The sequence below is a fragment of the Streptomyces sp. NPDC017448 genome (genome assembly GCF_044330565.1).
Taxonomy (GTDB): Bacteria; Actinomycetota; Actinomycetes; order Streptomycetales; family Streptomycetaceae; genus Streptomyces.
The window spans coordinates 96,865-111,542 of sequence record NZ_JBIRLM010000002.1; the positions used below are offsets into that span (position 1 = coordinate 96,865).

Annotated in this window: 22 protein-coding genes; 15 read left to right on the top strand and 7 right to left on the bottom strand. The window is 61.1% G+C overall.

Translation table 11 applies throughout. The features are described 5' to 3' along the window. Nucleotides 1-216 precede the first annotated feature (216 nt). From ACH4K1_RS05085 to ACH4K1_RS05115, 7 genes are all read right to left on the bottom strand, one after another. Nucleotides 217-504, bottom strand: a complete 288-nt coding sequence (locus ACH4K1_RS05085; RefSeq protein WP_398086797.1) for a hypothetical protein — start codon at nucleotides 502-504, stop codon at nucleotides 217-219. A gap of 1 nt (nucleotide 505) precedes the next feature. After that, on the bottom strand, nucleotides 506-859 hold the full coding sequence (locus tag ACH4K1_RS05090; protein WP_398086798.1) for a GNAT family N-acetyltransferase: 354 nt from the start codon (nucleotides 857-859) through the stop codon (nucleotides 506-508). Between the two features lie 224 nt (nucleotides 860-1,083). After that, nucleotides 1,084-1,422, bottom strand: coding sequence for a hypothetical protein (locus tag ACH4K1_RS05095; protein WP_398086800.1), 339 nt, complete (start codon nucleotides 1,420-1,422; stop codon nucleotides 1,084-1,086). Continuing rightward, nucleotides 1,419-1,787, bottom strand: coding sequence for a hypothetical protein (locus ACH4K1_RS05100; protein WP_398086802.1), 369 nt, complete (start codon nucleotides 1,785-1,787; stop codon nucleotides 1,419-1,421). Before ACH4K1_RS05100 ends, ACH4K1_RS05095 begins: the two co-directional genes overlap by 4 nt. Continuing rightward, the gene (locus tag ACH4K1_RS05105; protein ID WP_398086804.1) at nucleotides 1,784-2,068 is read right to left on the bottom strand and encodes a hypothetical protein; all 285 of its coding nucleotides are present in this window, start codon (nucleotides 2,066-2,068) and stop codon (nucleotides 1,784-1,786) included. Before ACH4K1_RS05105 ends, ACH4K1_RS05100 begins: the two co-directional genes overlap by 4 nt. Nucleotides 2,069-2,325: 257 nt before the next feature. Next, nucleotides 2,326-2,841 carry a hypothetical protein gene (locus tag ACH4K1_RS05110; protein ID WP_398086806.1) on the bottom strand — a complete coding sequence of 172 codons (516 nt, stop codon included), beginning with the start codon at nucleotides 2,839-2,841 and terminating at the stop codon, nucleotides 2,326-2,328. Beyond that, complete coding sequence (locus ACH4K1_RS05115) at nucleotides 2,841-2,996, bottom strand: hypothetical protein (protein ID WP_398086808.1); 156 nt, start codon at nucleotides 2,994-2,996, stop codon at nucleotides 2,841-2,843. Before ACH4K1_RS05115 ends, ACH4K1_RS05110 begins: the two co-directional genes overlap by 1 nt. Before the next feature lie 1,595 nt (nucleotides 2,997-4,591). On the opposite strand from ACH4K1_RS05115, the gene ACH4K1_RS05120 reads away from it, so the two are divergent. The 15 genes from ACH4K1_RS05120 to ACH4K1_RS05190 all read left to right on the top strand — a co-directional run bounded on the left by ACH4K1_RS05120 (nucleotide 4,592) and on the right by ACH4K1_RS05190 (nucleotide 14,669). Further along, nucleotides 4,592-5,365 carry a hypothetical protein gene (locus tag ACH4K1_RS05120; RefSeq protein ID WP_398086810.1) on the top strand — a complete coding sequence of 258 codons (774 nt, stop codon included), beginning with the start codon at nucleotides 4,592-4,594 and terminating at the stop codon, nucleotides 5,363-5,365. 1,546 nt (nucleotides 5,366-6,911) lie between these two features. Then, a complete protein-coding gene (locus tag ACH4K1_RS05125; RefSeq protein WP_398086811.1) occupies nucleotides 6,912-7,175 on the top strand; it encodes a hypothetical protein in 264 nt (87 codons plus the stop codon). 93 nt (nucleotides 7,176-7,268) lie between these two features. Next, on the top strand, nucleotides 7,269-7,775 hold the full coding sequence (locus ACH4K1_RS05130) for a hypothetical protein (RefSeq protein WP_398086812.1): 507 nt from the start codon (nucleotides 7,269-7,271) through the stop codon (nucleotides 7,773-7,775). Nucleotides 7,776-8,437: 662 nt separating this feature from the next. Then, on the top strand, nucleotides 8,438-9,079 hold the full coding sequence (locus ACH4K1_RS05135) for a hypothetical protein (RefSeq protein ID WP_398086814.1): 642 nt from the start codon (nucleotides 8,438-8,440) through the stop codon (nucleotides 9,077-9,079). 93 nt (nucleotides 9,080-9,172) lie between these two features. Then, the gene (locus ACH4K1_RS05140; RefSeq protein WP_398086816.1) at nucleotides 9,173-9,463 is read left to right on the top strand and encodes a hypothetical protein; all 291 of its coding nucleotides are present in this window, start codon (nucleotides 9,173-9,175) and stop codon (nucleotides 9,461-9,463) included. Nucleotides 9,464-9,755: 292 nt separating this feature from the next. Beyond that, on the top strand, nucleotides 9,756-9,995 hold the full coding sequence (locus ACH4K1_RS05145) for a hypothetical protein (protein WP_398086818.1): 240 nt from the start codon (nucleotides 9,756-9,758) through the stop codon (nucleotides 9,993-9,995). Between the two features lie 86 nt (nucleotides 9,996-10,081). Beyond that, the gene (locus ACH4K1_RS05150) at nucleotides 10,082-10,576 is read left to right on the top strand and encodes a hypothetical protein (RefSeq protein WP_398086820.1); all 495 of its coding nucleotides are present in this window, start codon (nucleotides 10,082-10,084) and stop codon (nucleotides 10,574-10,576) included. An 89-nt stretch (nucleotides 10,577-10,665) separates the two neighbouring features. After that, the gene (locus ACH4K1_RS05155; protein ID WP_398086821.1) at nucleotides 10,666-10,995 is read left to right on the top strand and encodes a hypothetical protein; all 330 of its coding nucleotides are present in this window, start codon (nucleotides 10,666-10,668) and stop codon (nucleotides 10,993-10,995) included. Nucleotides 10,996-11,139: 144 nt separating this feature from the next. After that, the gene (locus ACH4K1_RS05160; protein ID WP_398086822.1) at nucleotides 11,140-11,328 is read left to right on the top strand and encodes a hypothetical protein; all 189 of its coding nucleotides are present in this window, start codon (nucleotides 11,140-11,142) and stop codon (nucleotides 11,326-11,328) included. Nucleotides 11,329-11,757: 429 nt separating this feature from the next. Further along, the gene (locus tag ACH4K1_RS05165; RefSeq protein WP_398086824.1) at nucleotides 11,758-12,120 is read left to right on the top strand and encodes a hypothetical protein; all 363 of its coding nucleotides are present in this window, start codon (nucleotides 11,758-11,760) and stop codon (nucleotides 12,118-12,120) included. A gap of 173 nt (nucleotides 12,121-12,293) precedes the next feature. Continuing rightward, entirely contained in the window at nucleotides 12,294-12,719 is a 426-nt protein-coding gene (locus ACH4K1_RS05170; RefSeq protein WP_398086825.1) for a hypothetical protein, read from the top strand. A gap of 104 nt (nucleotides 12,720-12,823) precedes the next feature. Beyond that, nucleotides 12,824-13,270 (top strand): hypothetical protein, encoded by a 447-nt coding sequence (locus ACH4K1_RS05175; RefSeq protein WP_398086827.1) that lies wholly within the window; start codon nucleotides 12,824-12,826, stop codon nucleotides 13,268-13,270. A 147-nt stretch (nucleotides 13,271-13,417) separates the two neighbouring features. Beyond that, the gene (locus ACH4K1_RS05180) at nucleotides 13,418-13,660 is read left to right on the top strand and encodes a hypothetical protein (protein ID WP_398086828.1); all 243 of its coding nucleotides are present in this window, start codon (nucleotides 13,418-13,420) and stop codon (nucleotides 13,658-13,660) included. A gap of 103 nt (nucleotides 13,661-13,763) precedes the next feature. Beyond that, a complete protein-coding gene (locus tag ACH4K1_RS05185) occupies nucleotides 13,764-14,051 on the top strand; it encodes a hypothetical protein (protein ID WP_398086830.1) in 288 nt (95 codons plus the stop codon). 102 nt (nucleotides 14,052-14,153) lie between these two features. Continuing rightward, nucleotides 14,154-14,669: a hypothetical protein gene (locus ACH4K1_RS05190; protein ID WP_398086831.1), complete on the top strand. Its 516-nt coding sequence runs from the start codon at nucleotides 14,154-14,156 to the stop codon at nucleotides 14,667-14,669. Nucleotides 14,670-14,678 lie beyond the last annotated feature (9 nt).

Sequence of the window (14,678 nt, forward strand, 5' to 3'; positions counted from 1 at the left end):
CCGTAAGAAACGCTGCGCAGCACAAAAAGTGGACTATGCCGGTCGTATAACCCCCCTATCTTCAGCCCACGTCCGGGCACGAGTGGCCGTCGCACGACCGGCAGTGATGCTGGTCGGACACCACCCTGACGATCTCCGCTGCCAGCTCGTCCCGGCTGCGCCCCGACTCCAAGATCCGAGTCACCTCCGCCAGCAGCTGCGCCCTCTCCTCCTCGGTCACAGAAAGTCCACCTCCTTCCGGAGGAGCTCTGCGTGCAGCTCTCCGAGCGAGGCCGTACCCGTCTCCGGGTCGAGGAAGCGACCTCCAACAGGCCCCTCGTAGAACCCCCCAACCGCCCCCGTCGGCGCATCGTGGAGCGTCTCAGTGAGGGCAGCTGGGAACTTGAACGGGATCTCCCACCGCACCCATACCGAGCCGCCAGAGGTGCGACTATTCCGCGCGTCCTTGATCCACCCGTGGTCCTCGGGTACATAGCCATCCGGCCACCGAACGAAGAACGGCATCTCAATACCCGCCTCTCGTGAGCGCCTTCACTCCGACACGGAATTCATCCGGCTCATCCTTGAAGACCACCACACGTCCCTCGAACCGAAGCGCGAAGGGCTGCCCGTCATCCAGGACCTGAAACCCTCTCGCCGCATACCAATCCACTACTGACTGGTCCCGGTTCATCTTCACCAGCAGATATTGACAACCCCGCAGACTAAGCGCCACTTCGCAGGAGCGCAGCAGGCGGGTCGCAAGGCCCTGGCCACGCTTGTCGACATCCACTGCCAGCAGCTGAATCTCCGCCAGCGCCACACCCAGTCTCGTCCGCTCCTCAGCACTGGCCCCCTGCACGTTGCTGATCAGCAGCACAGGCGGAGTGGTATAGAGCAGCCCAGACACGGAGCCACCCGCAGGGCACGCCACGAAGACGTGCCCCGTACCGAAGGGGACCTTGACTCTGCCTCCGTGAGCATCGACGTAGCCACCCAGCCCCTCGTCCTGGGTCGCAGGTCCCTCGAACCCCCCTAGGGCGAGCTCTCCAAGCCGATGCACGGACGCACCGTCCCCCGGCACCGCGAGACGGACCTTGACGCTCACGTCTCCTCAGCCGGAATCTCACGTACCAGCTTGGGACCGGGACCGAGCTTCCCCATGCACTCGCCCACGAGCGAGTTGTGCCCGGCCAGCGCAGCCGGGTAGGTCCGGTACTTCACCAGCCGGTCCTCAGCCCCCTCCTCGCTGACCAGAGACTCGAAGATCTCCCGGCTTCCGGTATCCATCCCGGTCCACACGGTCGAAACATGGAAGTGCTTGCTCGGTTCGCCCTCGCTCTTCAACTCAGTGGCGCCTACGCGCACATACTTCCGGTCGTGCGACAGCGCGTAATGACGGTCTCCGTCGATCGGCGCCCCGTCACGGTCGAAGTAGCTCATCGGTACTCCCTCGGAATTGCGCGGGCGTCCCCGTCAACCCAGTCGTGCTCTTTGCCGTGAAACGAGAAGTGTCGGTCCCCATGCTCCGGCTTTTCACCGCACCACTTCCACTCCCCCTGGTAGGTGAAGTAGGCCGCGAGGCAAAAATCCTCTGCCGACTTCGAAGGAACCATGTCCTCCCACTGCCAGTAAGGGATATCAGGCGGCGGAGGAACCAGGTTCAGCGGCCCCAAGGCAGCATCGACAAGATCCTCCGCATCCCGCTCGGACGCCCCGGCCGCCCGCGCATTCGCCACCATGTCTCCGTAAAGCTGCGGGGGAACAGCCCGAAGCTCACCTGGTACATACCCAGCGATCGATTTCACTGCTGTTCCTCACTCTTATTTGACTGCCATGTCCGCATAGCCATGGCACCGATGCAGAACCATTCCATGTCGGCTTCCGTGACGTCGATCGTGGTGTCGCCCACTCGGAACCTAACTCGGTTCGCGCCTGCGCCTTGGTCAGAGGTGATTTCCCACCCCGGCTCCACGAAACCCTCCCTCTCCCACTCAGGCAGCAGAAGTTCGTAGTCGGTGTCGAACACCAAACCATCTACATGGAAAGGCGCGTTGCTCGAAACTTTTGACTCTTCCTGCTCACTCATCGCTTCCCCTTACTCTCTCGGCCGCATTCACGACACCGCAGATACGGCCACTTCCGCGCTGACGTCTTGAGCTGCACGCCAGCCAGCGATCCTGGAACAGCTTCCAGCTTGACTACCAGAACCAGGTCTGCCCTCATGCACGAACGGCAGAAGTTGCCCGCCACCGGGTACTCCGTGCCAAACTCCAGCTCGTCCAGAGCGCCCAGGAGCTGCTCCAGGGTCGTCAGGCCCTGTCTCCCATCAGAAGGTTCCATACGTCACGTGCCTCCTCTACCGGTCCACTGAGCACTCGCCATGTCCCACGGCCCGCCCTTGAACTGCCCCGGAAACCGCTTCTCCATAGTCTCGATACGAAACGCGTTCTCTTCCATGGCCAGCCGCTTCGCTTCTGCCAGCGCCTCGGGCAGCTCCCACATGAACGCAGCAGGCACACCGCTCATAGGCTCCCAGCCGTCACCCGTCCACACGAGGACGTCGCCGTCGAAGATGCCCCAGCGGTCGCTCCGGTTTTCCCAGTCCCGGCGCACCTTGTAGCTGCTCGGCTTCTCAACGTCGGTGTGCCAATACACGCAGCGGTACTCGGAGACCTGCGCCCCGATATTCTTGCTCTCATACCGAGCAATTACCTGACGCAGTATGTCCGGTACGTCTTCGCGACGGAGCTTTCCCGTCACATCCAACTCGCTGCCTTTGCCGCTGATGATGATGTCCCAGTCCCACTCCGGCTCTGGAACGGGTTCCTGCTCCTCTGTGCTGCGGGCGCCGGGCGGCATCAGACGTCCCGCCTCTCCCCGAGGTACCGGCCGGTCTCCTCCATCGCGCGACGCTTGCGGGGGTCGGTCGCCTGCTTCGGACCGTGGTCCCACCAGGTCGGCCTGTCCGGCACGATGACGATCTTGATGTCCTGCCGAGGTGCCTTCTCGCTCATGCTCCAACCTCCGTGCCCGTGTGCGTAGTACCAGACGTCGTCATGATCCGCATCATCCCCCCTTTGCCCCCTGGATGTCACACGCGGCCAACTGATTAATTCCCCTGGTGTTACTGTCCCGGTTTGCCTGGTGTGTACCTACGTGGGACATCAGGGCGGATTAATTCCATTCGAATTTTTAAGGGTGGGGGGTCTCGATTTGTCAAGCAAATATCGAGTTTGCTCACGTGGCCTGGGTCACACCCCATGTCGGACATGACGGGCACGCGTGACCCGTAACACTCGTTATGGGTCACCGAGACCTTAGATACCACGGGACGTCAAGCTAGTTGCCAACGATCACACGGGCGGCAGCAAAGTCAAGCAAACTGACGCATCAAAACCCAACACCCGTGTTACATGATCACTTGCCGACTCATAAATGCACTCGCGCCACCCGGAAAACCACACATAGTTAGCCAGACTTAGCAAGTATTTAGAGGGGGAAAATAGAAATAGCCACACGGAAGCGAAGTTCCACATAGCGGAAGCCCCTTGCCAGCACGCCCACCGAGCCACTACGGGCCACCGGGCGACGGCTCACCCTGCCGACCGCAGTAGCCACCCCTCTAGCTACCTCTCTCCATTGCAGGGGGAAGGGCACGGCTCACGCTTCCCCCGAAAAATGGCTTCCCCGGCCCTGTAGGGCACGCTCGCCCCCCGCTCTGGCGCTCAACACCCGGACGCCCCCCTAGGGCCGTTAGAACGGCACACAGCCGCTCGCCCGTATATATGTGGACACAACGGACACAGGAGGGCCGCAACCCCCGCCGGACATCGACAGGCAGGCTTGATAGTCACGGACTATGTCGTCATTGACCATGGATTAAATGGCGCACACGCGCCGGATGCCTTGGATTTAAAGAACGGACATAAGGCGCATCGTGCTGTATGGCGCGACACGATAGGACTCGCCACAGTTGCACTACACCTTGTCACCATTTACATGGGCACAACGGACACTGCTAACCAGTAACTTGACGCTACGTCAGAAAGAATTTCAAGATCTTTTGGAGAGACATTGGTGCAGGTCAGAGCGCTGTATGGCGCGAATCTTCATGATCATTCTTCAGGGGTTGTTGCGCACTACGCGGGGGCCGTGCGTAACTCGTCATGTTCAACCGCACGACAGCACGACAGCACAACCCACCCGCCCAAAAGGGGGCTCGGGCCAGCGGCGAAAGCCGGTACCGGGTGGAGATCGAACTAGGGACTATCGCCCCGCCCGCTCACACAGGGGAGGAAACGGGGAGCCGCTACTACAGGGCAAGGGGTAGTCACGGGTTAGCGATCTTTGGCAGAGACCGCCCGCGCCGCGAATTTTGCGGATAAGCCGTGCATAGCCAGGGATCACGCCCGTTGGGGCACTCATGCGCGTGCCTTACCTAGTCAGCGATCACACGAGGGGTCGCGCAGACCTAGGCCAGTCCATAGGCATATGGACGTAAGCGCCTAGCAGCGACCGCGACGCACCCCCCATTTCCGGGGGGTGTCCCCAATCCCCTAGCCCCCGGATCGGTCAAACGGTCCGGGGGTACTGGATAGACAGAAGGGAAATGATCGTGACTCACGTCATTGGTCAGGCTGGTAAGACTCCGAAAGGTGTCACGACCGACCGGAACGGCGAACGTGCGCGGGACATTGCTCCGGCCGCACGCAAGCGCGGGACGGGCAGTCAGGCACTCGGGGAAAAGCGACAGGTTGTGATCATGCTTGGTCACAAGGTGCCGTATCCCCTTATGGGTGACCGGCGCGCACTCATGGCCCCGAATTACAAGGGTCCGAAAGGCGTGCCGCGCGCTTCCCGCGCTTTCGGAGTTGTGGAGTTCGCGGGTCGAACCTGTGTCAAGGTCCACGGCGCAACGGACGACTACCGGCAGGCGGTAAGCATCGCGCAAGTAACGGCGGGAAGACTTCACCGATGGCTCACGCGCGAGATTGCGCGTAAAGCCGCTAACGGCGGCTCGGTCATCGGAAAGCCTCTCCCCCCGGTACAGGTCATCGACCGAACGGGTATCTACCCCGGGCCTAAGCGTCCGCGTAAGACCAGTACGGCCGCGCCTAAGCGCGAGGCTGCGCCGGTAAGCGTCCGCACCATGACCGATGCGGAGCGCGTGACGTATGACCACAAGCGCTCAATTCAGTCTCAAGGTTCCTGCCCCGCGTGCGTGGGCACGGATTCGGAGCGAGTGAAGAACGCGCGTTGCGTCGCAGCGCCAGTCAGTGAAGGCGTAGCGCAGCTGCGCGAGGAACTGGCGGAAGTTGCGACACCCGTGCTCACGGCGGAATCCATGACCGCAGCTCTACAGGCGGCATCCAAGGAGCAGTGAGCTAGGGCACCAAGCCCCGGTAAGGGTCAAACCTTACCGGGGCACTGGCGTGCGCCAATTCGGGCGCACGCCCTGAAAGGGGTGGGTATATGCGCCGTGAGTCCTTCCAGACCACGAAAAGCCCGGTCACACCGGCTCGGCAGAGTGTTCGCATCATGCATCGGCAGTGTGTGCCCATGTGTGACGGGCGCGAACTACTCGGCGGAAAGCTGTACGCGGTTGTCCTGTATGAGGGCCCCCGCGCAAAGCGAGTGATTGCGGCAGGCAGCGAACTTCACTACGTCGCCGGGGTGGCTGACGGTGTGTACTACACCGGAGATCTCTCGTTCGTCGGTCTGGAGTCGTGCGCCGATCTGCCGGTTCCCATCGGGGGGTCGGTACGTCGATAGGGCGACGTTAAATAGGCACTTAGGCCCTATGCGTTAGACGCGAGTCCGATCGGGCTCGCGTCTAGGGTGCGCGCGTCAATCCGACGCGAGCCATGAAAGGGGATTCGAGATGATCACCATCTCAATCAACGGGCGGACAGTAGTTACGCACAAATGCCCGCACTGCCACGAGGGCAGGTTTGTGGAGGACCCGACGGGCTACCCGCTCGGCCACTACCGGCCGAGTCCCATGTACAGGCGGGCAGGAGTCATGTATGAGCTGAGCGCCCTTTGCCCCGGAGAGGGGCGGGCGTACTGGCAGGTCGTAGCTCCTTACCGTTCGGCCGTGATTATCAAGGCGATCCGGAGTCTCAGCACGACCCGGTAAAGACAACCCTAGGTACGGCGTTACGGCCGTAGGGATCGACGCCCGCCTAGGGTGCTCAGCTTGCCACGCGGTGAGCTGGAAAGGGGAATAGTTCAATGGTGGTGAATAAGAAGGGGCTCGACTTTCGGGCGCTCTCTGCTCGCAATGACCTCACGTGGTCCGAGCTTGCAGCCATCCCGTGGGACAACGTACCGACGCGCGGGACGGATGAGTTCGATGTTCACGCTCGATCCGTTGCCGGTAAGGTGCGTGATTTTTCCGAGTTCTACACTCCGGAATGGCGTACGTACGCCATGAGTGTTGAGAACTGGCTCATCAGGTACTCGCGAGACCACACGCATCCGTCCCTGCGTATCTGACATGCAAGGCACCCGAAATCCGTCAAGGCGGTACTACTCCGGTCGAGTCCGGAGCGGGTGCACTCACTCCCCCGAAATGCGGTGCGGAGTGGAAAGGGGAATGAAACGATGGAGCACCTTTACCGCTCTTGGACTGTGAAGCGTGACGACGTAGCAAACCCTGTCACGTTCCACACCAACTCGAAAGCTGTCTCCTGGTGGGCAGAGGCTCCCGGCAATGCGGAGTTGAAGGAGAACATCCGGCGTATTGCATGCGGCATGGGATCGCGCGGATTCTGCGGACACTGCAACAACGGTATTCCACTGGTGCCTACGCTTCCCACTCCGCAGCCTGCGTAGTCCGGCAGTGCACAACGGTTCTTAGCGAGGGTTCGATTCCCTCGGTGCGCGCTCGTTTCCCAAAACCGGGAAGCGTGAAAGGGGAATAGATCATGGGATACATCAACGTCGGTGCCCGCATCAACGGTGAGCGCGTGAAGACGAAGAAGACGCTGCGTGAGGCTCTCAAGGACGCTCCGGAAACCGTGGTGTTCGACCGTACGTCCATCCTGGACGGAAGCAACGGTGAGAACATCAAGGGTGACGCGATTCCGACGGCGGACACCCTGACCGTCACCGGCCCGGACCCGTACAACAACCGCGCGTGGTTTGCGTCGGTCAAGCAGACCCCGACCGGCCCGAAGGTCATTCGGTAGCATCAACAGCCCTAGAGGTTACGGCCTCCGCCCCGGTTCGAGTCCGGGAAGGGCACTCACTCCCCGAAATTCGGGTGAGCGGAAAGGGGAATGATGGCAACGAACGACTACTGCTTCGTTGTTCCGGGAACAGTCACGGTTCGTGTCTCTGCTACGTCGGAGGCGAACGCACGTGAACTGCTGGAGATGGAAGCAGGCGACTCTCTCGAACTTGATACCGTCGCTCCGATACAAGTCGGGCCGCTCTCCATCGGCACGTTGGACCTGGTCGGCCCTGCGGCAAAGGTGGACTCGGTGGGTGAGGAGTTGACAAATGATTCCTTGCCGGACGCTGATTTCAGCGTCTCCACCATCGCTCGTGTAGCCGTGCGGAGTCTTCCGGGTACCTGGGACGTCTGTCCTGGAACTCTTGGCGTCAGTGCCTCGATGAGTGAAGGCGTCATCGGAGCTGAATACGTGCTCGAAGTCGTCGATGGAAGGCTTAGCCTCTTCGACTTCGTCACTTCGTGCTCGCTCGCAGTCATTGATGACAGTGCTTCGCTGGTTGAAATGGCGAAGGAAGTCGCAGACGCAATCCTGAAGCACGTCACTGCTGGTTGAGTGCTCGACCCAGTATCAGTTCAACAGCTCCGACTGGTGTCGGCGGTTCGATTCCGTCACGGAGCACTCGTTCCCCATCTCGGGTGAACGGTAAGGGGAAATGAAAAATGGAAAGCAACGGCACCATTTGGGTGTGTGTCGACTGCCTCATGCACCACGCTAACGGCGAGTGCGGTTCCTGCCACGACGAGGAGCACGGGCATGACGAGGAGCCTTTGAGCGCCATTACGGCGCCATTCCATGTGGCCATGGGTATGGCTTCCGAGGACCACTCCGACAACTGTCTTCGACACCCTCTGGAGTGCGAGTGGTGTTTCTCCCCGGCCACGCATGCCGTGTGGTGGGAGGAGCCCGATGGCACACGGCACGGTGAACCGCGTTGTATCGAACACCTGGACCCGGACGACACTGCGGTTGCCGGGGGAACGGCACCCATTCCCACGCCGTTTCCCGTCCCGGACGATTACGAATGCGACTGCGAGACCGACACCTTCAGCACGTCGCAGTGTGCGGGATGCGGTTCGTACCTGCACGGTGAGCGTCACGCAATGACCCTGTTCAAGGGGTAACAACGGCCCTAGACCTTATGGTGGTCTCCGGCCCGGTTCGACTCCGGGCTAGGGTGCTCGCTCCCCCGAATTTCGGGGTGAGTGGAAAGGGGAATGGATATGATGTTCAACTTTGAGGAACTCAAGGACGAGCGCACGGGACATCCCGTGTTCCTGGTGCGACAGAACGAAGGCTGGCATCACTACGCCATCCTTGGTGTAGTCCGCCAGGCGACACGGTCACGCTTCAACCTGCCGTTGATGTGGACGGCGGCGCTCTCCTTGGAGACCGACCCCATGCGCTGGCCGGAGAAGTCCACCAGTGGACTCTACGCCGAGAAAGAGCACGCAGCCATCTGGTTGCGTGGCGCTCGGGACGCTCTCCTTGTCGGGTCGAAGGATGCCGCACGGGCAATCCACGACGAAGAAATTCGTCAGATGACCGCGCCCAGCCTGTGCCCGGTATGTGAGGGCAAGGCCGTGGGTGACCCGAATACGCACCCGCAGGCCAAGAAGGACTCGTTCGGAAGGGATCGTCGTGACGACATCCGATGTCGCACATGCGATGTCGAGCTGTTCCGAATCAACGAGACGCTTCCCTACGGGCGTCGTCCCTTGTGGCAATTCGCGGGTGTCGTGCACTACGGCGAAAGCCGGAGTGCGTGTAATGAACTCAGTACGGCGGATGCGTGCGTGACCGACATTCCGAAGGTCACATGCGAAGAATGCATCCGCATCGTGCACCAGCCTGTCTAGCAGTGCAGCCCTAGAGACGTCAGGTCTCCCAGCCCGGTGCGACCCCGGGTGGGGCACTCACTCCCAGAAATTGGGTGAGTGGAAAGGGGAAACATGAAAGACGCAAAGGTCGTTCCGGCCACCACCGAGGAATATCGGAAGATGCTGGATTTGATCGGCCTGCACACGCGGGTTGTCGAAGATGGTATCGACGCGATCTGGTGGCTCGGCATGCGATCCTTCCGGCTCGCCTTTCGGCGCGAATTGAACGGATGGTGGAGTTTCTACACGGTCACTCCCCTAGGCGAGCTGGACACCGATATGTGGATGTCCGCTTATGCCAGTGCGGACACACGCGAGTTCATCACCAACTACATCGCCAGTAAAGACCCGCGTAAGCGCTGATGGTCGTTGGGGAGGTTCGACTCCTCCCGGCGCACAAGGTTCCCTTTGAGGGGGACCAGAAAGGGGAATGGAATGCAAAGGATTGAATGGCGTACGGTGCCCGGTGAGGCCGGGTTTGCCTACGCTGTGCAGGGAGGCCAGAGAGTTGCACACATCGTGCGCTCAAACGGCTCCTGGTCCGCCTTCGTGACGCATCCCACGCTTTCAACTGCCGGGAACCGACGGTCCGAGAAGGAAGCTAAGGCGTACGTCAGGGACTTCCTCAAGAAGAGGAGTGAGAATGCCTAGCTGCATGGACGCTCTCACCGGTGACGACAGGCACGAAGATGTTCGCAATGCCGACTACGAGGTACATACCGAGGAGTCGTTCGCCGCACAGAACTGGTGCGGTGACTGCATTCTCGAATACATCGAGTGCGGCATGGGCCGAAGCCTTCAGTACGTCACACAGCTTCGTCCGCTGGATACTCCGCAGCACAAGCAGGTCTTGCGTGAGTTGACGGCACTCAGCATCACGTGCAGGCAGCCCTGATCAGTTCGGTGATCGTTGCCGGGGTTCGATCCCCCGGCAGGGTGCTCGCTCTCCTGATATTCGGGAGGGTGGAAAGGGGATACACAATGCCGTTGCAGCCGGATATGGCTTCGATGGAATGGTTTTGCAAGCCGCTCAACCTGATCTTCAAGTGGTCGGGTGGCTCGTCCATCGAAGTCGGTCGCTACGAGGATTTCTCGGAGCGCCGCGTCTGGGATCAGTCGGTCGGCGTTTACGACCACGCCAGTGGCACTATCACCATCAGCGACTACGCGGGTTTCCGGGACAAGATTCAGCAGTGGATCATCGGGAACATGCCGGAAGTCACTGCGGAGAATGTGCGTGACCTGGTGGAGGGATTCGGAACCTCGAATCTCGTACTGTACCCGAACACGATGGAACTTCATCTGCGGAACAAGCTCGACCCTGAGGGCTGCGTTCTCCTCGATGCGGATTACGTCAGTGAGCTCGTCTCTGACTCCGACTATGACGAGGACGGCTGTCTCACCGACGAGGCCGCTCAACGTGTGGCCGAAAAGCTGAACTCGTCAGATGCAACGTTTCGTAACGTCTTCGGCTGACAGTCCCCACTCCCCCGTGAATTCGGCGGGCACGGATCAGATCCGAGAGTGGGACCATGCGGAAGCTATTTCCGCAGCAGGAAAGGGGAATGGATATGCAGGAGTTCACTGGCCCGGAGATCATCGAAGCCGTACGCAAGTGGGGCAACTTGGATGACTCCCCCGAGGCGGCTGCCTGGCTGTGGGAAACCCTCACCAAGATGAACTTGTGGCTCGAACGAGGAGACGGCATCGCCGTCTACGAGAACCAGGATCTCAGTCATTCCGAGCTCGGAGACAAGCGGTTTGTGTCCTTCGGCTCGTCCGCTGCCCAGCTGGAGACCGACACTCCGCCCAAGCAGTTGCCCGATACGAACAAGTCGATCAACTGGCGCTACCAGCTCATCGGTACATACAAGGGCGACCGACTGTCCTTCTGAGCTCCAACCGCCTGCCAGAGTAGGACTCCGCCGGTTCATGACCGGAGGCAGGCGCTAACCCGATTTTCGGGTTCTAGAAAGGGGAGGATTTTGGCGACAGAGGTGCATTTGTCAGTCAACTGGAAGGGTTCCCGTGAAGTAGCGGTGACTGTTTCGCAGTGTATCGACCGGATTGGTCAACGTGTCTTGTCCGGCGACTGTGCCACCACTTACCGAGCGGAGGACCGCAAGGGAATTTGGCACAGCATCGTGGCCATCGATAACAAGCTCCCCTCGCGGCTGGTGGATTCCGGCGTTGTGGAGGTGTTCGTGGTCGCCGATATCGAGAACTGAAGTAGAAGGTGATTGGTCCCGCGTTTTGGCGGCTCATATCAACGTAGGGAATCACCCCTAGTGATTCTGATGTGGGCACACGGTTCGAATCCGTGGCGGGGCACCACTCCCAAGAGGAGCTGATAGGAGGGGGAGTTCATGTCATTCGTTGATCTCGCGGTCAAGGTGAGGCTACTCACCCGAACGTGTTCCGTATGCCGCGAAAAGGTCGAGATCGTTTGGGTAACCAATGAGGTTGCCCGAGTTTCCGGCGGTACGACGTGGCGCGCTGCGGACAAGCAGCGCAAGGAATGGTGGGAAGGGCACAAGAGAAAGTGCTCTCCTACCTGATCAGCAGCCCTGTTCCGATGTGGTCGGACAGCCGGAGCGAGACCGGCACGGGGCGCCATGCTCCCGAGAATTTCGGGGGCAGTTGGAAAGGGGAATGCAGTGAGCGAGTTCATTCGTCGGATAGCTGCACAGTTCGACCCTCCGCCGGAGCCCTACGGGTGGATCATCACCAAGGACCACCTGTTCACCTCCGGCGACGAGATCAACGATGCGGGCCGAATGGGACCGGCAGACATCGATCCGTCGATAGCGGACCGACTCATGCACGGCGAGGGTCGTGAGTTCCGCACGTTGGACGGTGACGGGGAGCTGTACCACTCCGGCCGCATCCTCACGCCGAACGACGAGGAGGGCGGTGGTGACGAGGACTGGGCCCCCCTGCATGACTACAGCAGGCCGGGAGCCGGAGCTACCGACATCGAGTACTACGACAAGGCCAAGGAGGCATGGGTGGCGCTGTAGCGCTGCCTGGCCCTGTGAGAGTCCGGGAGACCGGGCGGTGGGTGCGACTCCCACCCAGGGCGCGAGGGGCTGTCAGAGGCTCCTACTAGGCTCCGCCTAGGCAACAGCGACAAAGGGGATACAGCATGAACGTCAAGACGGTCGACGCCCGTGTGGTCGAGGATGGTCTCCGCATGATCGTTCAGAACGTTGGGCGGCTGCGGATCAGGGACGGGGTCTACGCCGACCTGTGGTCCTGCACGCTGGCCTTCCCTGACGACGCTTCAGACATGTTCTGGATCAACACCGGCCAGACCGCACGGACCATGTCCGGCGTGATCTTCAGTGGTGCGGTAGTCGACCAGGGACTCAACCGGCACCCGGACATCGAGTCCGTGGTCCAGATGCTCTGCCAGGACGCCGTCAACGTCGAGAACTCCAGCAACCGCTTGGACGTCTACGTGAGCGACTTCCTGAAGTGCGGCGAGCCCCTCGACCAGGAGGAACTGGAGAGCCACGCCAGCCACTACCGGCAGATGCAGCGAAACACCGAACAGCTCCGAGACTTCCTGGGAGGGAAGTACGACTCCTACTTGCACAAGACGGTGTGGACTCGCTGATAACTGAACAGCAGCCTCAGGTCTGGTTGACCTTCGTCCCGGTTCGATTCCGGGATGGGGCGCTCACTCCTCGAAATTCGGGTGAGTGGAAAGGGGAAATGGATATGACGAAAGCACTGGGCGTTCCCGGACCGGACGAGCACGGTGGTCACATGGTCAAGCGGCTCACGACGAAGCCCCAGTGGACGTTCGAATGCCAGGACTGCCACATGCGTGGCGACGCTGGCGTCTTCAGCGTCGGCGTCCGGGGGTGCGCGAAGCGCCCGGAGAGCCTCGACTACCTCAGCATCTCGATGTTCGACGGCCTCGACAACATGACCACGCAGGACCGGGCCGTGGCCGCGCGAGAGCACTGGAAGGGGTTTGCTGACAGGATCGGGATGAAGATCCAGGGCTGGACCCCGGTCGATAGCGATCCCGAAGTGTGCGCCCGCTTCACGTTCTGGCCGCACGACGGGAGCCACGAAGCAAACGAAACCGGAGGCAATTACGAACTCCGGTTCGGTCAGAAGGGATCTCACCCCCACGAGGTTCACGCGGTCCGCGTCTGACCGCACACCCCGAAATCCGTCAAGGCGGATACACCCAGGTTCGAGTCTTGGGCGGGGGCCATGCGGTGAATATCCGCAGCAGTGAAAGGGGAGAGCATGAGCGGCACGGAGCAGTACAACGGATGCGCCAACTGGGCAACCTGGTACGTGGTTTCGCATCTGGACAACGTGGAGGACTGGTACAACGAGTCTCGGCGTATCGCCAACCGCAGCTCGAATACCAAGGATCTCCGTGAGTACGTGGAGGGCCTTCTCTTCGAGCCCATCAACGAGAACGCCTACCACGCCGACCAGGAAACGCAGCGCGGCTTCCAGCACAAGATCAGCCGCAAGGAATTCGAAGACGTCGACTGGGACGAAGTCCACGAACACGTCCTCGACGAAGGCTGAACAAACCCCGACCGTACTCAAGCGGCTCCCATGTGCAATGCATGGGCGGGGGCCGGGCTAATCCGATTGCCCCGAAAATCGGATGCGAGAGGGGAAAGTGGCTATGGACAAGCTGGACGAATTCGTTGCTTCCTACGACGGCGACGTAGGGCGTGCTCTGCTGGCCTTCGCTGGCCGGTTCGGCATCACGCCGTCCTACTTCGACCGGTACGGCATTGACAGTTACCTCACCCAACACCGGGCGGAGGAACTGACCGACGAGGAGTGGGAGCGTCTCAAGGAGCACTCCGACGACCCCGAGAAGCGTTACATTCTCGTGCTGCCCGATCTGGAGACCCGATTCATCAACGAGCGGTTGCACGCCGCCGGAATCGAGAGGCATGAGATCTAGACCTGTCCATAGGAAGCCCCGCTAGGTGCGGTAGGAGCGTTGCAAATGCGTTCCGGGGCGCTTGCTCGCCTGAAATTCGGGCGGGCGGAAAGGGGAAAAGGTATGCCGAAGTACGGACCCGACGTCGCCGTTCTCATCAGCACGGAAACGGGACACGTCATCATGCCGGGTGCCCGCGTGAAGGACTTCCGGCACGAGGAGCGGGAGTTCAAGTTCATCTCTCGGCTTCCCGGCGACGGCAGCTCGGGCAGGATCATCATTTCGGCTTCGGTCGGTGGTGAGGTCTTCCCAAGCGTGCTCAACGCGAAGATCATCGTCCTCGCGGACGCCGGTCCTCGGTGGAAGGTCACCAAGGACGACACCGAGATCGGCCGGGCCGAGCAGTGGGGCAACGACCGCCACGTGCTCAACATGGACAACCCGAAGACCGCCGGTGACTGGTACTGGCGGGCGCTGGACGCGGGCTGGAGCCGTACGGGCTCCCTGGAGCTCCGCGAGTCCGAGCGGGGTATCTGGGAGGTCCACGCCATCCCGGAGCCCTACACGCACGGTCAGGGGTACACGCACAAGGACACAGGCATCCGGGTCATCGATACCTGGCTGCACAGCACCACGTAGTACTGCGCT